General features: G+C 72.5%; 18 protein-coding genes and 1 pseudogene. 10 read left to right on the top strand and 9 right to left on the bottom strand.

The window, feature by feature from the left end; all coding sequences use genetic code 11:
• Positions 1 to 2: 2 nt before the first annotated feature.
• The 6 genes from FDP22_RS21990 to FDP22_RS21965 all read right to left on the bottom strand — a co-directional run bounded on the left by FDP22_RS21990 (position 3) and on the right by FDP22_RS21965 (position 7382).
• Positions 3 to 878 carry a M48 family metallopeptidase gene (locus FDP22_RS21990; protein WP_138576813.1) on the bottom strand — a complete coding sequence of 292 codons (876 nt, stop codon included), beginning with the start codon at positions 876 to 878 and terminating at the stop codon, positions 3 to 5.
• 138 nt (positions 879 to 1016) lie between these two features.
• Positions 1017 to 2345, bottom strand: coding sequence for a type II toxin-antitoxin system HipA family toxin (locus FDP22_RS21985; RefSeq protein WP_138576815.1), 1329 nt, complete (start codon positions 2343 to 2345; stop codon positions 1017 to 1019).
• Between the two features lie 4 nt (positions 2346 to 2349).
• Positions 2350 to 2601 carry a helix-turn-helix domain-containing protein gene (locus FDP22_RS21980; protein ID WP_138576817.1) on the bottom strand — a complete coding sequence of 84 codons (252 nt, stop codon included), beginning with the start codon at positions 2599 to 2601 and terminating at the stop codon, positions 2350 to 2352.
• A 138-nt stretch (positions 2602 to 2739) separates the two neighbouring features.
• A complete protein-coding gene (locus FDP22_RS21975) occupies positions 2740 to 4761 on the bottom strand; it encodes a TRAP transporter permease (protein ID WP_239032033.1) in 2022 nt (673 codons plus the stop codon).
• Between the two features lie 205 nt (positions 4762 to 4966).
• Positions 4967 to 5977 carry a TAXI family TRAP transporter solute-binding subunit gene (locus FDP22_RS21970; RefSeq protein WP_138576821.1) on the bottom strand — a complete coding sequence of 337 codons (1011 nt, stop codon included), beginning with the start codon at positions 5975 to 5977 and terminating at the stop codon, positions 4967 to 4969.
• Between the two features lie 406 nt (positions 5978 to 6383).
• Positions 6384 to 7382, bottom strand: coding sequence for a LacI family DNA-binding transcriptional regulator (locus tag FDP22_RS21965; protein WP_239032028.1), 999 nt, complete (start codon positions 7380 to 7382; stop codon positions 6384 to 6386).
• A gap of 250 nt (positions 7383 to 7632) precedes the next feature.
• Here FDP22_RS21965 and FDP22_RS21960 point away from each other — a divergent pair, with 250 nt between their 5' ends.
• The 6 genes from FDP22_RS21960 to FDP22_RS21935 all read left to right on the top strand — a co-directional run bounded on the left by FDP22_RS21960 (position 7633) and on the right by FDP22_RS21935 (position 15560).
• Positions 7633 to 8733: an ABC transporter ATP-binding protein gene (locus FDP22_RS21960; RefSeq protein ID WP_138576823.1), complete on the top strand. Its 1101-nt coding sequence runs from the start codon at positions 7633 to 7635 to the stop codon at positions 8731 to 8733.
• A complete protein-coding gene (locus FDP22_RS21955) occupies positions 8730 to 10805 on the top strand; it encodes a hydantoinase/oxoprolinase family protein (protein ID WP_239032027.1) in 2076 nt (691 codons plus the stop codon). The genes FDP22_RS21960 and FDP22_RS21955 overlap by 4 nt, the downstream gene beginning before the upstream one ends.
• Positions 10802 to 12718 (top strand): hydantoinase B/oxoprolinase family protein, encoded by a 1917-nt coding sequence (locus FDP22_RS21950; protein WP_138576825.1) that lies wholly within the window; start codon positions 10802 to 10804, stop codon positions 12716 to 12718. Before FDP22_RS21955 ends, FDP22_RS21950 begins: the two co-directional genes overlap by 4 nt.
• 50 nt (positions 12719 to 12768) lie before the next feature.
• Positions 12769 to 13818: an extracellular solute-binding protein gene (locus FDP22_RS21945; protein ID WP_138576827.1), complete on the top strand. Its 1050-nt coding sequence runs from the start codon at positions 12769 to 12771 to the stop codon at positions 13816 to 13818.
• 72 nt (positions 13819 to 13890) lie between these two features.
• On the top strand, positions 13891 to 14748 hold the full coding sequence (locus FDP22_RS21940) for an ABC transporter permease (protein ID WP_138576829.1): 858 nt from the start codon (positions 13891 to 13893) through the stop codon (positions 14746 to 14748).
• 2 nt (positions 14749 to 14750) lie between these two features.
• Positions 14751 to 15560: an ABC transporter permease gene (locus FDP22_RS21935; protein ID WP_138576831.1), complete on the top strand. Its 810-nt coding sequence runs from the start codon at positions 14751 to 14753 to the stop codon at positions 15558 to 15560.
• Between the two features lie 273 nt (positions 15561 to 15833).
• On the opposite strand, the gene FDP22_RS21930 is transcribed toward FDP22_RS21935, so the two are convergent.
• Complete coding sequence (locus tag FDP22_RS21930; protein WP_138576833.1) at positions 15834 to 16529, bottom strand: hypothetical protein; 696 nt, start codon at positions 16527 to 16529, stop codon at positions 15834 to 15836.
• 49 nt (positions 16530 to 16578) lie between these two features.
• Positions 16579 to 17841: an NAD(P)/FAD-dependent oxidoreductase gene (locus FDP22_RS21925; protein WP_138576835.1), complete on the bottom strand. Its 1263-nt coding sequence runs from the start codon at positions 17839 to 17841 to the stop codon at positions 16579 to 16581.
• A 126-nt stretch (positions 17842 to 17967) separates the two neighbouring features.
• Between FDP22_RS21925 and FDP22_RS21920 the strand changes: the two genes are divergently transcribed.
• Both FDP22_RS21920 and dctP read left to right on the top strand, forming a co-directional pair.
• The gene (locus FDP22_RS21920; RefSeq protein WP_138576837.1) at positions 17968 to 18858 is read left to right on the top strand and encodes an FAD binding domain-containing protein; all 891 of its coding nucleotides are present in this window, start codon (positions 17968 to 17970) and stop codon (positions 18856 to 18858) included.
• Positions 18855 to 19820 (top strand): TRAP transporter substrate-binding protein DctP, encoded by a 966-nt coding sequence (gene dctP, locus FDP22_RS21915; protein ID WP_138576839.1) that lies wholly within the window; start codon positions 18855 to 18857, stop codon positions 19818 to 19820. Before FDP22_RS21920 ends, dctP begins: the two co-directional genes overlap by 4 nt.
• Before the next feature lie 47 nt (positions 19821 to 19867).
• Here the strand turns inward: dctP and FDP22_RS21910 are convergent, their stop codons facing one another.
• Positions 19868 to 20527, bottom strand: a complete 660-nt coding sequence (locus tag FDP22_RS21910) for a GntR family transcriptional regulator (protein ID WP_143972296.1) — start codon at positions 20525 to 20527, stop codon at positions 19868 to 19870.
• 122 nt (positions 20528 to 20649) lie between these two features.
• On the opposite strand from FDP22_RS21910, the gene FDP22_RS21905 reads away from it, so the two are divergent.
• Positions 20650 to 21156: a (2Fe-2S)-binding protein gene (locus FDP22_RS21905; RefSeq protein WP_138576843.1), complete on the top strand. Its 507-nt coding sequence runs from the start codon at positions 20650 to 20652 to the stop codon at positions 21154 to 21156.
• A pseudogene (locus FDP22_RS21900) lies at positions 21146 to 22330 on the top strand (xanthine dehydrogenase family protein molybdopterin-binding subunit); the annotation flags it as partial. The gene FDP22_RS21905 and the pseudogene FDP22_RS21900, both read left to right, overlap by 11 nt.
• Positions 22331 to 22750: the final 420 nt, after the last annotated feature.

Below are 22750 nucleotides of genomic sequence, written 5' to 3'. Positions count from 1 at the left end.
CCTCAGCGGTAGGCGCCGGTGAGGCGCTGCCACTCGTCGGTCTGGTTGATGCCGCTGTTGCGGCGCCCGGCGGGAAGCTGGTTGACCAGCTGCTGGATGCGCTTCGCCCGGTCGGCGGACTGTGGGTGGCTGCCGTGGAAGAAATGGGTGAGCGCGGGCTGCGTGCCGTTGAGCTTGGCGAAGCGCTGGAAGATGCGCGGCGCCGCCGAGGGCATGTAGCCGGCCTTCACGTAATAGCCGAAGCCGATGTCATCCGCCTCGGTCTCCTTGTCGCGGCCGTAGCCGTTCACCGCGGCGAGGGTGACATATTGCATCGCCTGGTCCACGGCGGCGGAGGTGAGCCCGCTGCCCTGCCCGCCCAGATAGGCGGAGAGCGCGCTGGACCCGGCCACGATGGCGGTGCGGTCGCGCATGCCGTCGGCCGGGTGGGCCTTCTGCACATGCGCCATCTCATGCGCGAGCACCATGGCCATCATCGCCTCGGTGCGGGCCTGGGCGATGATCCCGTCCTCCACGAAGATGTAGCCGCCGCCGGGGGTGAAGGCGTTCACCTCGCCGGATTTCAGCAGCACCACCTGCCAGGGGAAGGTGTCGAGCCCGTTGGCCTGCGCGATGCCCTCGACGATGCGGGTGAGCTTGCCTTCCAGCTTGCGGTCCGGGCTGCGGGTGTAGTCCTGCAGCGTCTCCTTCGTGGCGGCCTGGCCGAGTTCGCGCTGCTCGGACACCGTGGCATCGCCCTGCGCCAGAACGGCAGCCCCGGTCATCGCGGCGTTCACCGCGTTCACGTTGCTCGCGTCGCAGGCGCCCAGCGTGGCCAGGCCGAGCAGGCCAAGGACGCCGTTGCGCATCGCGGCGCGGGGGGTATGGCGGAGCGGCATGGATGGTCTCTCCCTGTATCGGTTCTGTCCGGGGCGGCGTCGCGAGGGGTCCGCCCCGGCGCGCAGGCCGGTCGGCCCGCGCCAGCAGGAGACTAGGGCGCGGCGGGGCCCGGTCAAATCCTGTGGCCGCTGCCGGGCTCATCCGCCGGCGCGCGCACCCTCCGGCAGGGCCAGCCGCGCGCTGCGGCGGGTCAGCCCGTCCAGCACCGCGGTGGCGAGGGAGGCGGGAAAGCCCGGCGGCAGGGCGGCCACCGCCGCCTCCGCCCGGGCGGGGCCCGTGTCGGCCAGTTCCTCGACTAGGGGGCGGAGCAGGCGCGGGCCGAGCCCGGCCTCCGCGGCGGTCTGCGCGAAGTGCCGGGGCATGATCTCGTCGACCAGGTAGTGCCGCCTGCGCCCGGCCGACATGGCCAGCCGGAACTGCCGCTGGCGCAGGGCGCCGGCCGCGCGGGCGGGCTCCGCGCTCAGCACGTCGTAGAGCGGCGTGAGGCCGAAGCGCCCGCCGGGGCGCAGGAACAGGCTGAAGTTCTTCGCGTGCCCGTCGGTGGCGCCGAGCAGCCAGAACACCATGGCCGCGCGCAGAAGCTGCAGCCGGTCGGCCTCCGGCCGGTCGGCGCCCAGCAGCAGGCGCAGCATCTCCACCAGGCCCGGCCCGCCCTCGGACTGGTACTTGCGCGCCGGCGGCACGCCGAGCGCCTGGCAGAAATCCTCCTGCGGCAGGCGCAGCAGCCGCCCGTCCGCCGCGTGCAGCCGGTCGAAGCGCTCCACCACCAGGGTGCGGACCTCCTCGAAATCGGCGATCTCGGCCCGGGCCACCGGCAGGCCGAGTGCGGAGGCGAGCCGGAGGCAGAGGAACTCGTTCTCCACGCTGTCGCTGAGGTCGATGCCCTGGGGCAGCGCGCCGATCTGCGGCTTGAGGATGTGGGTGGTGGCCGTGGTGCTCTGCGGGATCATCCAGCGCCCGCCGGCGCGCAGCAGCGCCGTCTTCTCCTGCGCCCCGGCGAGGGAGATGCGGAACTCCGCGTCCGGGTCCAGCCCGAGCGGTGCGCTGGCGAGGTTGCGCAGCACCTGCGCGATCTCCGCCTCCGTCACGGCGCGGCCGGAGACGGCGCCGACGGGCCCGGCGGCGCGGTCCTCCGGCAGGAACTGCAGCGCGCCCACGCAATCCGCGCCAAGGGCGGCGAGCAGGCTGAACGGGTCGGTTCCCGCCGCGCCGACCCGTTCGGCCACCCGGCGGCGGACCGGCTCGGCATCCGGCAGCAGGTTGTCGAACACCGCGAGCACCGGGGCGCCGGCGTAGCCTTCCTCGCGCAGCGGCAGGGAGAGCGACACCGGGAAGGCCGCAGCCCAGCCCAGCCAGCCCGGGTCATAGGAAAAGCTCACCGCGCCGGAGGCCGCGCGGCTGAGCCGGCCGACGCGGCGGCCGTTGATCATCACCGCGAGCGGGGCATGGGCTGGGCGGCGGGCCATGCCGTCAGAACAGGGTTTCGAGGGAGGGCCCGTCATCCTCGGCGCGCGGGCGCAGGGCGAAGTCGAGGTCCAGCGCCGCCATCAGCTCGCACAGCGTGGCCAGCCGGGTGCCGGCCTCCCCCGCCTCCACCGAGGAGACCGTGGCCTGCCGCAGGCCGGTGCGCGCGCCAAGCTCGGCCTGGCTCAGCCCGAGCAGGCGTCGGCGGCGGCGCAGGGCGGCGCCGATCTGTTGCGGGGTGCGGTAAACCTGGTCCATGCCGGGGCTCCTCTCACGAGGATGATACGCCGTCGCGCATGAGCCGTCAATATACGGAGAGACGTATAAAGTTGACTTATGCGCGAAGGCGTATGGGCGTGGCCGGTCTCCCGGCCCCGCCCCTGCCCGCCCCCGGGGTCAGGCCGGGCTTGCCGGGCCCCGGGCCAGAAGCTGCCGCGCCGCGATGGGCGCGATCAGCGCGAGGCCGATGAGCGTGGCCACGAGGTCCGGCGCCACCAGCAGGATGGCCGCGATGCCCAGCAGCGCGCGCTCCACCGCGTAGAGCGGGCCGAATAGCCAGTCCGCGAAGGCGGCGGAGAGCGCCCAGATCCCCAGCATCGCCCCGCCGGTGGCGAGGAAGAACTGCCCCCAGGTGAACCCGTCCGTTACCAGCAGCAGCGAGGGCGAGAACACGAAGACGAAGGGCACCAGCGCCTTGCCCATGCCCAGCCGGAAGGCGGTGTTGCCGGCCTTGAACGCGTTCGCGTTCGCGATGCCGGCGGCGGCGTAGGCCGCCAGTGCCACGGGTGGCGTGATGTCCGCCAGCACCCCGTAGTAGAACACGAAGAAATGCGCCACCAGCGGCTGCACCCCCAGCATGGAGAGGATGGGGGCGGCCACCGCGATCATGATGAGGTAGTTCGCCGTGGTGGGGATGCCGCAGCCCATCAGGATGCACACGAAGGCGGTCATGATCAGCGTGAACAGCAGGGTGAGGGTCATGGTGTCCATGATCTCGAAGGGCAGCACCGCCAGCCAGGTGGAGACCGTGCCGGCCCAGTCCGCCGCCACCGAGGTCACCATGTAGGCGATCTTGAAGCCCACGCCCGTCAGCGTCACCACGCCGATGATCACGCCGACCAGCGCCGCCGCGGCGGTGACGGAGAGCGAGAATTTCGCGCCCAGCACGAAGCCGTCGAACACTTCGCGCGCCACGCGCTTCGCCGCCTCGCGCAGCGGATGACGCATCACGTTCTGGATGATCAGCACCCCGATGCAGGAGGTGATGCCCCAGAACGCCGCCGAGTAGGGCGTGCGCCCCGAGAGCAGCACCGCCACCAGCAGGATGAGCGGGATGGTGGTGAGCCAGTCGCGCCGGAACACCGCCCAGGCGTCCGGCAGCTCCGCCTTGGTGAGGCCGCGCAGGCCGCGGCGGCGGGCCTCCAGGTGCACCTGCACCAGCACGCCGAAGAAATGCATGAAGGCCGGCACCAGCGCCGCGGTGAGGATGGTGGTGAGCGGCACGCCCAGGTATTCGATCATCAGGAAGGCCACGGCGCCCATCACCGGCGGGGTGATCTGCCCGCCGGTGGAGGAGGCGGCCTCCACCGCGGCGGCGAAGTGGCGCGGATAGCCGATGCGGATCATCGCCGGGATGGTGAGCGCGCCGGTGGTGACCGTGTTGGCGATGGAGGAGCCGGAGATCGAGCCCAGCATGGCCGAGGAGATCACCGACACCTTCGCCGGCCCGCCGGCGTAGCGCCCGGCCAGCGCCGAGGCGAGGTCGATGAAGAGCTGCCCCAGCCCGATGCGCGTGGCGAGCACCCCGAACAGCACGAAGTGGAACACGTAGGTGGAGATCACCCCCAGCGCGGTGCCGTAGATGCCCTGCGAGGTGAGGTAGAGGTGGTTCACGATGCCGGTCCAGTCCGCGCCCGGATGGGTGAGCACGCCGGGCATGGAGCGGCCGAAATAGGCATAGGCGAGGAAGCACAGCGCGATCACCGGCAGCGGCCAGCCCATGGCGCGGCGCGTGGCCTCCAGCAGCACCACGATGAGGATGGTGCCCATCCACACGTCGATCGGCAGCGGGTTGCCCACGCGGAAGGCGAGGTCGTCGAAGATCCAGGGCACGTAGAGGGCGGCGGCGGCGCCGGCGAGCGCCAGCACCCAGTCGATGAGCGGCAGGCCGAGGGGCGCGAGCAGGCTGCTGCGCCGCGCCTCGCCCCGGCCCCAGGCCGCGAAGGCGAGGAAGGTGAGCGCCAGCGTGAAGGCGAGATGGGTGCCGCGGTGCGTGGCCGCGCGCGGAATGCCGAAGCCGGCGGTGTAGTAATGGTAGCAGGCGAGGACGAACAGCAGCGCGGCTGCCACCACGCCCAGCGTGGGCCCGAGCGGGCGGAAGCGCACTTCGGGGTCGAAGCGCTCCTCCAGCTCCTTCATCTGGGCCTCGGTGAGCGCGGCGTCACGCGCCGCGGCATCGGCCTGCGCGGAGGCCTGTGCCCCCGGGGCATGCGGGTCATCTGCCCCGGAGGGACGCGAGGGATCGGTTGCCATCTCTCTGAGGCCTTTTCGACTGGAGGCAGCGCAAGCGGCCCGCGCGGGATGGCGCGGGCCGCAGGGTCGGGATCTTGGTGCGCGGCCGCGCTTACTTCAGCAGGCCGGCTTCCTTGTAGAAGCGCTCGGCCCCCGGGTGCAGCGGGATGCCCACACCGTCCAGCGCGGTGGCCTCGGTGATTTCCTTGCCCTTGGAATGGCCGTTGTCGAGCAGCTTGCGGGTGTTCGCGTTCCACAGCGCCTTGGTGATCTCGTAGATCAGCTCTTCCGGCTGGTCGGCGCTGGTGACCCACTGCGCGCCCACAGCGAGGGTCTGCGTGTCCTCCGGAACGCCCTCATAGGTGCCGCCGGGTACGGTCTGGGAGGCGAAGAACGTGTATTTGGAGGTGATGCCCTCCGCCTCGGCGCCCGAGATCGGCACCAGGGTCACGTCGGCCTGGGAGGCCAGCTCGGCGATGGCGCCGGCCGGGAAGCCGCCGACGAAGAAGAACGCGTCCATCGCGCCGTCCCGCATCCGGTCCGCGGCCTGGTCGGGCTTGAGGAAGGCGGCGTCGATGTCATCCTCGCTCAGCCCGTAGGCGCCCAGGATGATGCGGGCGTCGACCAGCGTGCCGGAGCCCGGCTCGTCGAGCGAGACGCGCTTGCCCTTCAGGTCGGCCACGCTCTTGATGCCGGCGCCGGCGGCGGCCACGAGGTGGATGCTCTCGGGGTAGAGGTTGGCGATGGCGCGCAGCTTCTCAACCGGCGGGCGGCCTTCCCAGATGCCGGTGCCGGTCTGCGCCCAGGTGGCGACGTCGGACTGCGAGAAGCCCGATTCCAGCGTGCCGGCGCCGATGGCGTTCACGTTGGCGACCGAGCCGTTCGCGGCCAGCGCGGTGGCGATCAGGCCTTCCACGCCGCAGGAGCCGCCCTCGGCGCAGGGGCGCGAGCCCGGCGGGTTGGAGATCGCGTTCGCGATCAGGCCGCCGATCGGGTAGTAGGTGCCGGCGGTGCCACCGGTGCCGATGCGGAAGAACTGCGGCGCCTGGGCGGCGGCGGAACCGGCCACGAGCACGGCGGCGGCCAGGGCCGTGCCGAGGGTTCTGAGACGGGCGAAGGTCATGCGGATATCCCCTTGATGGACGTTGGGCATCGAGTGCCTGTCGGTGTCCCATGATTAACCGGCCTGCCGCGCACGCTCAACAGCAAGCGGCGGAATTCCGCCGATCGGTGTCGCGGCGCCGCGCCCCTGATGCGGGAGAGAGGACGTGCCCACCCGAAGGCGGCCACTGCGCACCGTCTTCCTCCGCCGCGCTGGCCGGGGCCGCGCGGCCTTCACCGAATGCCCCGCCCCCGGCCCGCCCGGCACCCGGACCACGTCCCCAGTGGCAGCCCGCCCGCCCACCGGGTCTCGCGGGGGAGGACAAGTCTTCGCCGCGGAACGCATCGTTCGGGATGACCGGTCCGGCGATCCGGGTGCCGTGCGCGCGGAGGGGCGGGGCGGAGGGGCGGGGCGCTGCCGGGGAGGGTCAGGTGCTGTCGCGGCAGATCAGCTCGAAGCCCACGTCGCGCGGGGCGGGGGCGGTGTCCGCCTCGCGCGGGGTGAGCAGCAGCTCGATCGCGGTGTGGCCCATGTCATAGGAATGCGGGCGGACCGTGGTGAGGCTGGGGAGGATCTCCGCGGCGATCTCGTAATCGCCCCAGCCGGTGACCGCGAGATCTCCCGGCACCGAGATGCCGCGGCGGTGGCAGTCGAAGATCACCCCGCCGGCGATGACATCCGTGGCGCAGATCACCCCGTCGAGCCGGGGAGCCTGCGCGATGAGGGCCGCGAGGGCCTGCTTGCCGGCGGCGAAGCCGTCCGCCTCGCTGGCCATGTAATCCGGGCCGGGGGCGAGGCCGTGGCGGGACAGCTCGTCGCGGAAGGCGGCCAGCCGGTCCGCGAAGCGCCGCGCCACCCCGCCGGAATAGCCGATGAAGCCGATGGCGCGCCGGCCCCGGCGCACCAGATGGCGGGTCATCTGCCGGGTGGCCTCCTCCACGGAGAAGCCCACGCACATGTCGATCGGCGCGCGGCGCACCCAGGTCTCGACCGTGGGCATGCGCGCGGCGCGCAGCAGCGCCGCCGTCTCCGCCCGGTGCTCGTTGCCCACCAGCACGATGCCGGCCGCCCGCCAGCCCATGAAGGTGCGCACCGCGGCCAGTTCCTGGTCCGGGTCGTCGGCGAGCGAGAGCAGCACCTCGTGGCCCCGCGCGGCGGCGGCGTCCTGCAACCCGCGCACGTAGCGGTAGAAGCTGGAGTTGCGGATCGAGGGGATGATCGCCCCCACCACCCGGCTGGACCCGGAGGCGAGGTGGCCGGCCGCGAGATTGGGCACGTAGCCCAGGGCGTCGGCCGCGGCGAGCACGCGCGCGCGGGTCTCCTCCTGCACGCGCTCGGGGTAGCGGAAGGTGTTGGACACCGTCATCGGCGAGACGCCGGCGGCCTCGGCCACCTGCTGCATCGTCGCGCGTCCGGCGCCGCTCATGCGCTGGCCTCCCCGCCGCTCCGGGAGAAGGCACGGCCCGGGCCGCGAAGCATCGCCCGGCGGGTGGTGCCGACCCCGCTTTCTCCCGGCCCGACGTGCCGCAGTCTCGCCATTCCTTTCGGCCCCCCGCCGCGCTGACCAGTTGACACTTGTCTGATTCACGGTGACTGTAGCGCTACAAACCACAGTGAGGAAGGTGAAATCCGCGTGCCAGCCCCATCGCAGACCCGCTCCGCCGGAGGCCCGGGCCATGTTGGATAGTTCCGCCCAGCCCGCCGGGCTCGTGCTTGACGGCATCGCCAGGAGCTATGGCGGCACGGTGGCCGTGGCCGATCTCGACCTCACCCTGCCGGCCGGGGCGCTGGTGTCGCTGCTCGGGCCCTCGGGCTGCGGCAAGACCACGACGCTGCGCATGGTCGCGGGCTTCGAGACACCGGATCGCGGCACGATCCGCATCGGCGGGCAGGAGGTGACCGGCCTGCCGCCGCACCGGCGCAACCTGGGCATGGTGTTCCAGAACTACAGCCTGTTCCCGCACCGCACGGTGGCGGAGAACATCGGCTTCGGGCTGCGCATGGCGCGCATGGGCCGGGCCGGGCGCGACGCGGAAGTGCGCCGGATGCTCGACCTCATCCAGCTTCCCGGCCGGGGGGATGCCTACCCCTCCCAGCTCTCCGGCGGCCAGCAGCAGCGCGTGGCGCTGGCCCGCGCGCTGGTGGTCAACCCCCGGGTGCTGCTGCTCGACGAGCCGCTGGGCGCGCTGGACCGCTCGCTGCGCGAGAGCATGCAGTTCGAGATCCGCGGCATGGTGACCCGGCTGGGCATCACCACCCTGCTGGTGACCCATGACCAGGAGGAGGCGCTGTCGATGAGCGACATCGTGGCGGTGATGCGCGCCGGCCGCATCCTGCAGACCGGTGCGCCGAGCGAGATCTACGACCGTCCGGCCACCCGCTTCGTGGCCGAATTCCTCGGCACCGCGAACATCTTCGAGGGCAGGGTGGCGGCCGGAGGATCGGCGCTGGAGATCCCCGGCGCCCCGGCCCTGCCCTTCGCGGGCCGGGCCGCGCCCGGCAGCCGCGCCAGCCTCTCGGTGCGGCCGGAGCGCATGGCGCTCGGCGCCGGGGCGGAGGCGCTCGACATCCGCCTGGACGTGCGGGTGACCGGGGCCGTGTTCCGCGGCACCTATGCCGCCTACCAGGTCGAGGCCCCAGCCCTTGGCCGGGAGCTTTTCGTGTACCGCCAGGCCGACGGGCCGCTCGGCGCGGTGTCCTTCCGCCTCGGCGAGAGCCTCGCGCTCGGCTGGAAGGCCGAGGATGCAGTGCTGCTTGCCCCGGAGCCCGCCGAATGACCCAGGATCCTGCCATGACCCTTCAGGGCGCCCGCATCGGCATCGATGTCGGCGGAACCTTCACCGATTTCGTTCTGGCCCGCCCCGGCGACGGCAGCCTTGTCTACTACAAGGAGCCGAGCACGCCCGAGGAGCCCTCGCGCGCGCTGATCGAGGGCCTGCGTGCCCTGCTGGAGCGCGCGGAACTGGCGCCTTCGGGCATCGCCGCGCTGATGCACGGCACCACGATCGGGCTGAACGCCATCATCCAGCGCCGGGGCGCGCGCATCGCGCTCGTGGTCACCGAGGGGTTCCGGGACATCCTGGAGATCGCGCGCTCGCGCATGCCCTCCTCCTTCGACCTGCATGCGGCGAAGGAGGACCCGCTGGTCCCGCGGCTGCGGGTGCTGGAGATCGGGGCGCGCTTCTCGCCGGCCGGCCGGCAGACCCGCACCCCCGACGCGCAGGAGATCGCCCGGCTGGGCGCCGAGCTGCGGGCCACCGGCGTGGAGGCGGCCGCCCTCGTCTGCGTGAACGGCTATGCCGCGCCGGAGGCCGAGGCGGCGCTGGCGGCGGAGCTGTCGGCGGCCGCGGGCGGGCTCGACATCACCTCCGCCGCGGCGATCTGGCCGGAGATCCGCGAGTACGAGCGCACGCTGGTGGCCTGCCTCAACGCCTACATCCAGCCGCTGATGCAGCGCTACTTCGCCGGGCTGGCGGAGGGGCTGGCGGCGGACGGGGTCACCGCGCCGATCCTCGTCACCGCCTCGAACGGCGGCTCGCTCTCGCTCGCCTCCGCCGCGGCGCGCCCGGTGGAGACGGTGCTCTCCGGCCCGGCCTCGGGCGTGATGGCGGCGGCGCGGCTCGCCGCGGCGGCGGGTGTGGGCAGCATCATCACCTTCGACATGGGCGGCACCTCGTCCGACATCGCCATCGCCTCCTCCGGCACGCCGGAACTGGCCACGCGCACCGATATCGGCGGCCTGCCCCTCGTGCTGCCGGTGGTCGACGTGAGCGCCATCGGCGCGGGCGGCGGCTCCGTCGTCTGGGTGGACGAGCACGACGTGCTGAAGGTGGGGCCGCAGAGCGCGGGCGCGGCCCCCGGCCCGGTCTCCTACGGGCGTGGCGGCACGGAACCGGCGGTGACGGACTGCTACCTCGCGCTCGGCTACATCGACCCGGCGGGCTTCCTCGGCGGACGCATGCGGCTGGACGGCGCGGCGGCGCGCACCGCGCTCGGCGGCGTGGCGGCCCGCATCGGGCTGAAGGGCGCGGACGCTCCCCAGCGTGCCGCGGAAGGCGCGCTGGCCGTCACCACCGCCGGCATGGCGACCGAGCTCTACAAGACCCTCGCGGCCCGGGGGCTGGACCCGGCGGGCTTCGCCCTCGTGCCCTTCGGCGGTGCCGGGCCCACCCACGCGAACCTGCTGGCCGAGGAGGCGGGCATCGGCCACGTGGTCATCCCGCCCGCCGCCGGCACCTTCTGCGCCATGGGTGCCGCGGGCGCCGACCTGCGCCGCGACTTCGTCCGCTCCCTGCGCCGGCCGCTGGACGAGGCGAGTGCCGCGGGCCTCGCCGCCACGCTCGCAGCCCTCGGCGCGGAAGGCGAGGCCTGGCTCTCCTCGGAGGGCGCGCACATCATCGACCGGCGCGCGGAGGCCTCCGCCGACATGCGCTACGCCGGGCAGGCCTACGAGCTGCGCGTGCCGCTCGCCGGCCTGGCGCTCACCGCGCCGGAGATCACGCAGGCCTTCCACCGCGAGCATGAGCGCATCTACGGCTTCCGCGACACCGGGGCGGAGGTGGAACTGGGCACCGCCCGGCTGGCCGTCATCGGCCTCACCCCCGATCTGGACGCGCCGGACTGGCCGGCGGGCAGCGGCGCCCCGGCGCCCACCGGCCACCGGCCGCTGTTTCGCCGCGGCGCCTGGGTGGAGGCGGCGGTCTACCGGCGCGAGGCGCTCGGCGCCGGCCACGCGCTCTGCGGCCCGGCCATCGTGGAGCAGGACGACACCACCACGGTGATCCTGCCGGGCTGGTACGCCCGGGTCGATTCCGCCGGCAACCTCCACCTGGAAAGGGACGCGGCATGAGACTGGACCCGGTCACCCTGGAAATCCTCGGCAACAAGCTCGCCGCCGTCACCGAGGAGATGTGCCTCACCCTGCAGCGCACCGGCCGCACCCTCTACGTGAAGGAAACGGCGGATTTCGCCTGCGCGCTGGCCGGGCTGGACGGGCGCTTCTTCGCCTACCCGCGCTCCATCGGCGTGTCGGGTTTCGTCGGGCTCGAATGCGCGCCGGCCATCGCCGCCGTGGGGCCGCTGGAGCCGGGCGACGTGATCCTCACCAACGACCCCTACCGCTCCGAGGGCCTCGCCACCCACCTGCCCGACCTGCACATGATCGAGCCCTATTTCCACGAAGGCGAGATCGTGGCCTACGGCTGGTGCTTCGTGCATTGCTCCGACGTGGGCGGCCGCGTGCCCTCCTCCATCTCGCCCACCAACACCGAGATCTTCCAGGAAGGCCTGCGCATCCCCCCGGTGAAGCTGATGAAGCGCGGCGAGATGAACGCGGACGTGAAACTGTTCCTCGACGCGAACAGCCGCACGGCGGAGGCCAACATGGGCGACATCCGCGCCATGCTCGCAGCCCTTGCCGCCGGGCGGCGCCGGCTGGAGCAGACCATCGCCCAGCACGGTGTCGGGACAGTGGTCGCGGCAGAGGGCGACCTGGTGGACTATGCCGGCCAGAAGGCCCGCGCGGTGCTGGCCCGGGTGCCCGAGGGCACCTATACCTTCTCCGACTATCTCGACGATGACGCCGCCACCCCGGTGCCCGTGCGCCTGTCGCTGGCCGCGACCTTCGCGGGGGGCGAGGTGCATCTCGACTTCACGGGGACGGACCCGCAGGTGGCCACGGCGATGAACATCCCCTCGCGCGGGCGGCCGCATGCCTGGCTCACGCTGCGGGTGCTCGCGCTCGTCCACACGCTGGACCCCACGGTGCCGCTCAACGTGGGCCTGCTCTCGGCCGTGCGCATCACCGCGCCGGAGGGCACGCTGGTGAACCCGCAGGAACCCGCGGCCGTGGGCGTGCGCCACGCCGCCGCCATCCGGGTGAACGACGTGCTGAACGGGGCCTTCGGCAAGGCGCTGCCCGGGGTGATGCCCGCCGCCGCCTCCGGCTGCGTGATCCCCGTGGTGATGGCCGAGCCGGACGGGCGCGGCGGCCGCCATGTGCAGGTGATCGAGCCGATGATCGGGGGCACCGGCGCGCGCGAGGGCCATGACGGGGTGGACGGGCGCGACAGCGGCATCTCCAACCTCGCCAACAACCCGGTGGAGACGGTGGAGGCCGAGCTGGGCATCGAGGTGCTGCGCTACGCGCTCCGCCCCGATTCCGGCGGGGCCGGGCAATGGCGCGGCGGCTGCGGCATGGAGCTCACCTTCCGGGTGCTCACCGACGGCTCGAACGTGCTCGGCCGCGGCATAGAGCGGCTGATGTTCCGCCCCTGGGGCGTGCAGGGCGGCCGCCCGGGCGCCCCGGGGGCGCTGATCGTGAACCGCGGCGCGCCGGACGAGCGCCGCTTGGGCAAGATCGACGTGCTGGAGGTGAACGCGGGGGACACGGTGACCTTCCTCACCCCCGGGGCCGGCGGCTGGGGAGACCCGGCCCTGCGCGCGCCCGAGGCCATCGCCCGCGACGTGGAGAACGGCTTCGTGACCGAGGCCGGCGCCGCGCGGGACTATGTCTCCGGCCCGGCGGACGGCGGCTTCGGCCCGGAGCGCAGCGCGTGGGACGCGATCTTCACCCCGGCCGCGATGGACCGGCTGAACGCGGCGCTCATCGCCCTGCCGCTCGGCACGCGGCTGCGCGCCCGGGCGCAGGTGTTCGCCGCCGTGCGCGGCGAACTGCCGGCGGACTTCCCGCGCCGCGCCGCCACACCGAACGAGGCCGCCGCCGCGCGCGCCCGCCTTGCCGAGGCGCTCGAGCGGACATGATGCGCTCCGGGGATCCCCCCCGGGCGAGGACACAACAGCGGAGAGACGAGATGACCACACTGACACGACGCCAGCTCCTCGGCACCGGGGCAGCCCTTGGCACCACCCTCGCCGCGGGCGCCCTGCCCCGCATGGCCCGCGCGGCCGGTGGCGAGATCACCGTCACCGCCTTCGGCGGCGTGTGGGAGGAGGCGGTGCGCTCCTGCTTCGTCGCCCCCTTCGAGGAGAAGACCGGCGCGAAGGCCAATGTCTCGCTCGGCGGCCCGGCCCAGTGGCTGGCCCAGGTGGAGGCGGACCCGTCCGACCCGCCGGTGGACATGCTGATCATGACGCCGGACCTCGCCCTCGCGGCCGCGGACGGCGATCTCGTGGAAGACTTCACGGTGGAGAAGCTGCCGAACCTCGCCGAGATCCCGCAGCAGTTCACCGACTCGGTGAAGGGCAAGGGCACGCTCTTCGACTACGGCGTGGGCGGCATCACCTACAACAAGCAGGTGGTCTCGGAGCCGCCGAAGAGCTTCGCGGAGTTCGTGGACCGCGTGGCGGCGGGCGAGTTCATCGCCTCCGTACCCTCCATCTCCTACGCCGTCACCCCGATCATGCTGATCTGGGCGATGGCCGAGGCGCTCGGCGGCGGGGTGGACAATGTCGACCCGTTCTTCGAGGCCATGGCGAAGATGAAGGACAACCTGGTGTTCTGGGGCGGCCCGAACGATTTCTTCAACCACCTCTCCTCCGGCGAGGCGGACCTCGGCATCTACTTCGACGGCCGCACCTGGAACCACTATGACAGCGGGGCGGAGTGGATCGACTTCATCAACCCCGAGGAGGGCGGCTCGCTCAACGGTGTCGCGGTGCAGATCCCGAAGAACGCCGACCCGCTGGCCTGGGACTACGTGAACGAGGTGCTCGACGCGCAGAACCAGTCGAAGTTCGCCAAGATCATGAACTACGGCGTCACCAACAAGAACGTCACCTATGACGAGGTGCTCGCCACCCGTGTGACCCCCTGGGAGAAGACCGTCTTCCCGCCCTACGCGCAGATCATCGAGGTGCGCAACGAATGGGTGGACCGCTGGAACCGCGAGATCGGCGGCTGAGCCCCGCCGCCGTCCGCCGCGCCCCTGCCCCGTGCCGCATCCGGCGCGGGGCCCTCACTCCGGACACGTGCCATGACTGACGTGAGCCCCGCCGCCCCGCCCCGCCCGCGCCCCGTGCTGCGGGCCTGGATGCTCGTGCTGCCGGCGGTGCTGTTTCTCGCCGGGTTCTTCGTGGCGCCGCTCATCGACAACGGCAACCGCTCCTTCCTGGGCGAGGAGGGCGGCTTCACGCTGGCGCGCTACGGGGAGCTGCTGTCGGACCGCTTCTACCTCGGGGTGATCTTCGAGACGGTGGCGCTCTCGGCCGGGGTCACGCTGATCTCGGCGCTGATCGGCTACCCGGTGGCGTATTTCCTGGTGCGCAAGGCGGGGAAATGGTCCGGAGTGGTGATCTTCCTCCTCATCGCGCCGCTGCTCACCTCCATCATCATGCGCACCTTCGGCTGGCAGGTGCTGTTCGCGCGGCGCGGGCTGGTGAACAACCTGCTGGTGGACCAGCTCGGCCTGATCGAGCGGCCGCTGCGGCTGCTGAACTCGCCGGAGATCGCCGTCGCCGCCCTGGTCCATGTGCTGGTGCCCTTCATGGTGCTTTCCATCGCCTCGGTGCTGCAGGGGGTGGACCGGCGGCTGGAGGAATCGGCCCAGACGCTGGGCGCGGGGCGGCTGCGCACCTTCTTCGAGGTCACCCTGCCGCTGTCGCTCGACGGGGTGGGCACCGGGGCGATCCTGGTGTTCATGATCGCCAACGGCAGTTTCGTCACCCTGGTGCTGCTGGGCGGCGGGCTGCAGACCCTGCCGCTGCTCATCTACCAGCAGTTCAACACCACGCGCGACTTCGGCATGGCCAGCGCGATGAGCACCATCCTGCTGGTGATCGCCCTCGTCTGCCTGTGGCTGCAGCTCCGGCTCGTGCGCCGGCAGGGAGGCTGAGGATGGCCCGCATCGCCCGCCCGGACTGGGCCTCCCTCGGCCTGCTCGCCTTCGTGGTGGTCTTCTTCGTGTTCATGCTCGCCCCCATCCTGGTGGTGGTGGTGGTCTCCTTCACCTCCGCCTCCTACGTGGCCTTTCCGGTGCCCGGCTGGTCGCTGAAATGGTTCTGGCACATCTTCGAATACGAGCCGTTCATCGCATCGCTGATCGTGTCCTTCGAGGTGGCGGTGGGCGCCACCGTGCTCTCCTGCCTCATCGGCATCCCGGCCTGCCTGGCCCTTGCCCGCTCCCGGGCCGGCTGGGCCGGGGCGGTGATGACCTTCCTGCTCTCGCCGCTCTCCATGCCGATGATCGTGATCGGCTTCGCGGGGCTGTTCTTCCTGTCCTGGGTGGGGATCGGCATCTCCTTCACCGCGCTGCTCGTCACCCACACGGTGGTGTGCCTGCCTTACGTGGTGCGCACGGTGGCGGGGGTGTACCGCTCCGTGCCGCGCGCCTATGAGGAGGCGGCGGCCATCCTCGGGGCGAACCCGCTCGCGGTGTTCCGCCATGTCACCCTGCCGCTGATCCGCCCGGGCATCATGGCGGGCTCGCTGTTCTCCTTCCTCACCTCCTTCGACAACCTGCCGGTGAGCTATTTCTTCGGCTCGGCGGACACGAACACCCTGCCGGTGGTGATGCTGAGCTACATGGAGCACCAGTTCGACCCCTCCATCGCCGCGCTGAGCACGCTGCAACTGCTGCTGGCGGTGGTGGCGCTGATCGTGGTGGACCGGATCTACGGCATCGACAAGATGACGGTGAGCGGCTGAGCCACCGGGCCCGCACGCCGGCTGCACCCGGCCCGCTCCCGCCGTCTCCGACACCTGCCGCGCATCTCCCGGGCCCGGCAGGGCGCCCGGGACCGAACCTGCGTGTTGCCCGGCCCGTGCGGGGCGCGGCTGCCCCGCCTCGTGCGGCGGCGCCGGCGGACCGGCCCGTCACCCCGCCCTGCTCCGGCGCCGGCCGCAGGGCACGGGCATCGGGCGTGGCGCAAGCGCCGCCTCCGGCCCGCGCGGCCGCGGAGCGGCGGGAGCGGGCCGGGTTCAGCCGGCCAGGGTCAGGGTTTCCGCGAACATCGGGAAATGCAGGTTGCTGCCCTCGAAGGGCGGGAAATTCTCGAAATCCGCCCGCATCACGTGCCGCACCGGGGATTGCAGCGCCGCTTCCAGCGCGGCGGGGCTGTCGAACATCAGCCGGTTGCGCTGCATGAAGGCCACGCGCTGCCAGGGCAGGGCGTCGCACCAGTCCACCCGGGTGAGGATCTCGATCTCGCGCACCCCGGGGAAGGTGGCCATGATCCGCGGGTGATGGGCGATGTAGTAGGTGAGCCAGGCGTTCAGGTCCTCCGCCGCGCCGGGGTAATGCACGAGGTAGGAACAGGCCTCCGGCGTGCCTCCCGGCTTCGGCTCGGGCACCGGGAAGGCCCGCACCAGCATGGCCTGGTGCGCCACCGTGGCGCCCGGCAGATCCCGCCAGCCGTCGGCCAGCGCCCGGAGGGGGCCGGCCGGGCCCGCGGCGGCCTCCAGCGCGGTCAGCTCGTCGAAGTAGAGCTGGAAGGCCAGCGCCGGCGAGGGGCCGTCGTCGGTGTAGAGATCCCGCGCCGTCGCCGGGGTGTAGAGCCTCGCCATGGTCACGCCCGGCGTGGCGGCGAGCACCTCCCGCGTGTGGGCGAGCCCGGCGTCGGAGAGGCGCGCGGCAGGGTCGGTGGCGGTGACATGGGCGATGAGGGTGAAGCGCATGTGAGGTCCTGCGGCTTGGGAGGGAGGGGAGGGGCGGGGCGCCGCCGGGTCAGGCCGCCGGAACGGCGCTCGGGAGCAGGGACTTCAGCCGCTGCGCCGGGTCGGCGAGGGCCTCCGGGCGCACCGGTTTCCCGGCCGCCACCAGCCCTTCGACGAAGCGCCGCTCGCGGCCCGCGTCGATCAGCACCGCGCCGAGGGGCCGGCCCCCCTCGTGCCAGAAGAGCACCGATCCCGGCGCGCCGGGCGCCCCGCGCCACAGCCTCTCGCCGCGGCCCTCCCACACACCGACCACCTGGATGTTGCAGCCGAACTGGTCGGTCCACATCCACGGGGTCTCGCAGGCCGGCGTGGCGGTGCCGCACAGGGTGCGGGCCACGGCGGCGGCCTGGGTTTCCGCGTTGCGCCATGTCTCCAGCCGCAGCGGGCGGCCCAGCACGGGGTTCGGCGTTTCGGCAATGTCGCCAATGGCATAGACGTGGGGTCCCGCGCCCTCCACCCGGCAATATTCATCGGTGAGCAGCCCGTGGGAGGCACCGTGACGCGCGCCGGAGACCAGCCCCGGCTCCGGCAGGATGCCGATGGCGCAGAGGCCGAGATCCGCCTCGATCACCCCTTCGGCGGTCTGCGCCGCAATGCCGGTGCCGCGCGGCAGGACGCGCTCCAGTGTCACCCCGGTGCGGATCTGCACCCCGTTGCCGGCATGCAGCCCGGCCAGCCAGGCGGAGGCCTCCGGCGGCAGCACGCGTGCCATCACCCGCGGCCCCGCCTCCAGCACCGTGACCGCGCAGCCGCACCCGGCGGCGGTGGCCGCCACCTCGAGCCCGATCACCCCGCCGCCGACCACCAGCAGCCGCCGGCAGGAGCCGAGCCGGCTGCGCAGGGCGCGCGCGTCGGCAAGGTCGCGCAGCATCAGCAGCGCCTCCGCCCCGGGCAGGGCCAGCGGGCGCGCCCGGCCGCCCGTGGCGCAGATCGCGTGGTCGAAGCCGAAGCTGCGGCCGTCGGCCAGGGTCACACGGCGGCTCTCCGGGTCGATCCGGGTCACGGTGCAGCCGCCGATATGCTCGATGCCGGCCTCCGCCCAGTCCTGCGCGCTGCGCAGGGACATGTCGGCCGCGCTGGTCGTGCCCTTCAGGAACCCCTTGGAGAGCGGCGGGCGCTCATAGGGCAGCGCGGGTTCGGCGCCCAGCATCAGGATGCGCCCGGCGAATCCGTGGCGGCGCAGCAGCAGCGCCGCGCGCCCTCCGGCATGCCCGGCGCCGACGATCACGACGGTTTCCAGCGTGGTGTCCCTGCGGGGAGTGTCTTCGGCCATGAAACGCTCCGGATTTCGGTTGAAACGTATTGCGTATACGGTATATTCAACCGACACGGCCGGCAAGGCCTTATCTCCCACCCCCTCCCCGCTGCCCGCGGGGTCCACGCCCAGGCAGGAGACCGGATGAAGGCGCCCCCCTTTCGCTATGCCCGCCCCGAGACGGTGGCCGAGGCGGTCCGGTTGCTGGCGGAGCACCCCGGCGCGAGGATCCTCGCCGGCGGGCAGAGCCTCGTCGCCACGCTGCAGATGCGGCTGAGCGCGCCCGTGCTGGTCATCGACATCAACCGCATTCCCGGGCTCGACAGCATCCGCCGCGCGGGCGACAGGCTGCTGATCGGCGCGCTGGTGCGCCATGCGCAGACCGCCGGCTCGGCGCTGGTGGCCGAGCATTGCCCCCTCGTGGCCGCGGCCATGCCGCATGTGGCGCACGCCGCGATCCGCAACCGGGGCACCACCTGCGGCAGCCTCGCCAACGCGGACCCCGCCGCCGAGATGCCGGCCTGCGCCGTGGCCCTCGACGCGCTGCTGGAGATCAGCGGCCCGGGCGGGGCGCGCTCGGTTCCGGCGCGCAGCTTCTACAGCGGGCTGTTCGAGACCGATCTGGCCGAGGACGAGCTGCTCACCGGCGTCTCCCTGCCCGTGGCGGCCCCGGGCGAGCGCTTCGTGTTCGACGAGATCGCCCGGCGCCACGGCGATTTTCCGGAGGTGGGGCTGGCCGCGCGCCGGCGCGCGGAGGGCGGGCGCACGGTGGCGCTGGACCTGGTGATCTTCGGCCCAGAGCCCTGCCCGCGCCCCAGCGCGGCCGCGCGGGAGATCGCCCTCCACCGCCCCTTCGACGCCGCCTGCATTGCCGAGATCACCGCCGCCGTCACCGCGGAGATGGAGCCGATGGCCCATGCCGCGGTGCGCCGCCTGCAGGCCGGCGCCTTGCTGCGCCGTTGCCTTCCCCGGTTGGCCGACGGCCCGCCGGACCATCTGAAAAACGAGAACCACCAACAGGGAATCCCAGCATGACATCCACCGCAAGCTTCTGCGCCGCCGCCCTGGCCGCTCTGCTGAGCACGGCCACGCTCGCCTCCGCCGAGGAGGTCACCCTCAAGGCCGGCGTCTTCGTGCCGCTGCCCACCACCTATGGCGAGCCGTTCAAGCGCTTCGTCGACCATGTGAACGAGGTGGGCAAGGGCGTGCTGCAGATCCGCGTCGTCGGCGGGCCGGAGGCGATACCGCCCTCCGAGCAGGCGAATGCCGTCTCCACCGGCGTGCTCGACATGGCCTCCATCCCGCCGGCCTACTACAAGGGCCAGATGATCGAGGGCGACGCGCAGTTGCTCACCGACATGACGCTGGCCGAGCAGCGCGCCTCCGGCGCCTATGCCTATCTCGATGAGCTGGCGGGAGAACGCTTCGGCGCCACCTACCTCACCACCTACGGCGTGAACGTGCCCTTCCACATCTACACCACGAAGGAGATAACCGGGCCGGAGGACCTCAAGGGCATGCGCATCCGCGCGCAGCCGAACTACGGCGCGCTGTTCCGGGCGCTTGGCATCGAGTCCATGACCATCGCGCCCACCGAGGTGTTCACCGCGCTGGAGCGCGGCGTGATCGACGGCTACGGTTGGCCGGTCTGGGGCATACAGGATTTCGGCTGGGACAAGATGACCAGGATGCGGGTGGACCCTGGCTTCTACTCCGTCATCGTCAACGTGCTGATGAACAAGGCGAAATACGAGAGCCTCACAGACGCACAGCAGCAGGTGCTGACCGAATCCGCCGCCTGGTTCGAGAAGGACATGGAGAGCTGGTCGAAGGACAAGACCCGGGAGAACCTGGAGGCGCAGGCCGCCGCCGGCATCACCTCGATCGACTTCGGGCCGGAGTTCCGCCAGATGGCCGCGGACCGTTACTGGAAGGAGCTCTCCGAGGCGAGCCCGGAGCCGATCGCGAAGCTGCGCGCCCTGCTCTCGGCGGACTGAGCCTGGCCGGGGCCGGGGCCGGGGCCGGGGCCGCCCCGGGCCGGCGCTCAGGCGTTCTCCGCGCTCCAGGCGAGGAAGGAATCCCGCGCCAGCCCCAGCAACGTGGCCTGGGCCGCCTCGGCGGCCCCGGCATCGCCGGCCTCGATGGCATCGGCCAGTTTCGCCGATCCGCCGACCGAGAGCCCTCGCCAGCGCGCGTCCTGCAGCGTGTTGACGCGCATGAAATGAATGGTGTCCTCGTAATGGGCTATGGCTTCGATCAGGCGCTTGTTGCGCACCGGCGCGAACAGCGCGGCGCGCACCCGGCGGTGCGCGGCAACCCAGGTGTCGGCCTCGCCGTGACGGGCGATCTCGCCGCGGATCAGCCCGGCCAGTGCGGTGCGTTTCTCCGCGCTCAGCACCTCCACCGCGAGGCGCACCGCGTAGGGCTCCAGCCGCAGGCGGATCTCGGTGATCTCGACGATCTCCTCCGGCCCGAATTCCGGGAAGCGGAAGCCGCGCACCGCCTGCACCAGGATGCGGTCCCGCACCAGAAGGGCCAGCGCCTCGCGCACCGGGGTGCGGGAGACGCCCAGCTCCTCCGCGAGGCTGAGGCTGATTTCCTGGAACTTGTGGTCCATGGGAAACTCGCCGCGGGTGATCCGCTCCTTCAGGTTGTCGTAGACCTGCTGGCGCAGGTCGGCGACGCGGACGATGGCTTTTCTCATCTGTTTCCTCTCGTTTCCCCCCGGTTCCGCGCGGCCGCACCCCCCTGCGACGCCGCCCCCCGGCCGGGTATTGCGTTCTTAGTATACGGAATACGTCGGACTGACCAATGGAATGTGGCGATATGACCCCTGATCCCGAAGCCTCCGGAACGGTGCGCGTGCAGATGGCCGTGAACGGCAGGCCCGTCAATGCCGAAATCTCCGCCTGCACCAGCCTCGCGGATTTCCTGCGCGGCGAGCTGGGCCTCACCGGCACCCACCTGGGCTGCGAGCACGGGGTGTGCGGCGCCTGCACGCTGGAGGTGGACGGCGTCGCGGTGCGCGGCTGCCTGATGCTCGCCGTGCAGGCCGACGGCGCCCGGGTCCGCACCGTGGAGGGGCTGGACGACCCGCTGGGCCGGGCGCTGAAGGCGGCCTTCGTGGCGCGCAACGCGCTGCAATGCGGCTTCTGCACCCCCGGCATGCTCGCCACGCTGCACGAGGCGATCGGCGCCGGGCTGGCGCCGGAGCGCGGGGCGGTGCGCGCCGCGCTCTCCGGCAACTTCTGCCGCTGCACCGGCTACGAGGCCATCGTGGACGCCGCGATGGACGTGATCCGCGCCCGGGAGGAGACCGCCGATGCCCGCTGACCGGACACTGATCGGCGCCTCCGCCCCGCGCGCCTCCGCCCGCCGCACGGTGGAGGGGCTGGGCCGCTACACCGACGATCTGGACGCCGCCGGCGCCGCGCATGTCGCCTTCCTGCGCAGCCCGCATGCCCATGCCCGCATCCTGGCGACGGAGCTGGACGAGGCCCGCGCCGCCCCGGGGGTGACCGGCGTCTACACCGCGCAGCATCTCGCAGCGGTGTGCGGGCCGTGGCAGACGCGCCTCGCCGCCCTGCCCCGGCATGTCTCGCCGCCGCAGCAGGCGCTGGCGGGGGAGATCGTGCGCTATCAGGGTGAGCCGGTCGTGGCCGTGCTGGCCGAAAGCCGCCGCGCCGCGGAGAGCGCGCTGGAGCTTGCCTGGGTGGAGTTCGAGGACCTGGACCCCGCCATCCTGCCGCCCGACATCTTCGAGCCGGGCTTCGACCCCGCCGCCTGGGAGCCGCAGCAGGCGCTGGACCGCAGCATTGCATACGGCGACGCCGCCGCGGCCCTGGCGGGCGCGGCGCATGTGGTGCGCCACCGCTTTTCCTTCGGGCGGCAGACGGCGGTGAGCCTGGAGGGCCGGGCCGTGGATGCGGGGTTCGACCGACGCACGGGGCGGCTCACCGTCCACCAGTCGCACCAGGCGCCGTTCCAGATGCAGCAGATCTATGCTGACCTGTTCGGCCTGCCGCTGGGCCGGGTGCAGGTGATCGCCCCCGACGTGGGCGGGGCCTTCGGTGGCAAGCTGCACGCCCTGCCGGACGAGATCGCCGCCGTGGCGCTGGCGGTGCTCACCGGGCGCCGGGTGAAGTTCACCGCCGACCGGCTGGAGAGCTTCCTCGCCGACGCCCATGCCCGCGAGGCCCAGGCCGAGGCCCGGCTGGGGGTGGACGCGGAGGGCCGCATCCTGGGGCTGGAGATCGAGTTCGCCGCCGGGCTCGGCGCCTATTCGATCTACCCGCGCGGCTCGGTGGGCGATGCGCTGCAGGCCATCCAGTTGGCCCCCGCCGCCTACCGCGTGCCGCATTACGCCGCCCGCGCCCGGGCCTGGTTCCAGAACAAGGCGCCGGTGGGGGCTTACCGCGGCGTGGGCCAGCCCATCGCCTTCGCGATCATGGAGCAGATGCTGGACATGGCCGCCGCCGCCTGCGGGCTGGACCCCGCCGAGATGCGCCGGCGCAACTACCGCGCGGCGCCCGAAACCCCCGGCCCCACCGAGACCGGCGTTGTGCTCGAGAGCCTCACCACCCGCGCCTGCCTCGACATGCTGCTGGCGGAGATGGACTATGCCGGCCTGCGCGCCGAACAGGCGGCCCTGCGCGCCGAGGGCGTGTACCGGGCATCGGCCTCACCACCTTCGTCGAGCTCACCGGCGTGGGCGCGCAGCTCTACGGGCCGCGCAGGTGCGCGTGGCCGCACAGGAAACCTGCCGGTTGAGCCTGGAGCCGGACGGCAGCCTCACCTGCCGCACCTCCGTCACCGACCAGGGCCAGGGCACGCTGGGCGGCCTCGCGCAGATCGTGGCCGAAACCCTCGGCGTGGCGCCGGAGGCGGTGGAGATGATCGCGGGGGACACCGGCGCCACCCCAGTGGG

This window comes from Paroceanicella profunda (genome assembly GCF_005887635.2).
In the GTDB taxonomy this organism is placed as follows: Bacteria; Pseudomonadota; Alphaproteobacteria; order Rhodobacterales; family Rhodobacteraceae; genus Paroceanicella; species Paroceanicella profunda.
The sequence above is the reverse complement of the archived record's forward strand: the minus strand, read 5'-3'. Positions and strand labels throughout refer to the sequence as shown.

Coding starts and splice junctions, on each gene's coding strand:
- FDP22_RS21990 (WP_138576813.1), bottom strand. CDS start 878: ATGCCGCTCCGCCATACCCCCCGCGCCGCGATGCGCAACGGCGTCCTT.
- FDP22_RS21985 (WP_138576815.1), bottom strand. CDS start 2,345: ATGGCCCGCCGCCCAGCCCATGCCCCGCTCGCGGTGATGATCAACGGC.
- FDP22_RS21980 (WP_138576817.1), bottom strand. CDS start 2,601: ATGGACCAGGTTTACCGCACCCCGCAACAGATCGGCGCCGCCCTGCGC.
- FDP22_RS21975 (WP_239032033.1), bottom strand. CDS start 4,761: ATGAAGGAGCTGGAGGAGCGCTTCGACCCCGAAGTGCGCTTCCGCCCG.
- FDP22_RS21970 (WP_138576821.1), bottom strand. CDS start 5,977: ATGACCTTCGCCCGTCTCAGAACCCTCGGCACGGCCCTGGCCGCCGCC.
- FDP22_RS21965 (WP_239032028.1), bottom strand. CDS start 7,382: ATGAGCGGCGCCGGACGCGCGACGATGCAGCAGGTGGCCGAGGCCGCC.
- FDP22_RS21960 (WP_138576823.1), top strand. CDS start 7,633: ATGTTGGATAGTTCCGCCCAGCCCGCCGGGCTCGTGCTTGACGGCATC.
- FDP22_RS21955 (WP_239032027.1), top strand. CDS start 8,730: ATGACCCAGGATCCTGCCATGACCCTTCAGGGCGCCCGCATCGGCATC.
- FDP22_RS21950 (WP_138576825.1), top strand. CDS start 10,802: ATGAGACTGGACCCGGTCACCCTGGAAATCCTCGGCAACAAGCTCGCC.
- FDP22_RS21945 (WP_138576827.1), top strand. CDS start 12,769: ATGACCACACTGACACGACGCCAGCTCCTCGGCACCGGGGCAGCCCTT.
- FDP22_RS21940 (WP_138576829.1), top strand. CDS start 13,891: ATGACTGACGTGAGCCCCGCCGCCCCGCCCCGCCCGCGCCCCGTGCTG.
- FDP22_RS21935 (WP_138576831.1), top strand. CDS start 14,751: ATGGCCCGCATCGCCCGCCCGGACTGGGCCTCCCTCGGCCTGCTCGCC.
- FDP22_RS21930 (WP_138576833.1), bottom strand. CDS start 16,529: ATGCGCTTCACCCTCATCGCCCATGTCACCGCCACCGACCCTGCCGCG.
- FDP22_RS21925 (WP_138576835.1), bottom strand. CDS start 17,841: ATGGCCGAAGACACTCCCCGCAGGGACACCACGCTGGAAACCGTCGTG.
- FDP22_RS21920 (WP_138576837.1), top strand. CDS start 17,968: ATGAAGGCGCCCCCCTTTCGCTATGCCCGCCCCGAGACGGTGGCCGAG.
- dctP (WP_138576839.1), top strand. CDS start 18,855: ATGACATCCACCGCAAGCTTCTGCGCCGCCGCCCTGGCCGCTCTGCTG.
- FDP22_RS21910 (WP_143972296.1), bottom strand. CDS start 20,527: ATGAGAAAAGCCATCGTCCGCGTCGCCGACCTGCGCCAGCAGGTCTAC.
- FDP22_RS21905 (WP_138576843.1), top strand. CDS start 20,650: ATGACCCCTGATCCCGAAGCCTCCGGAACGGTGCGCGTGCAGATGGCC.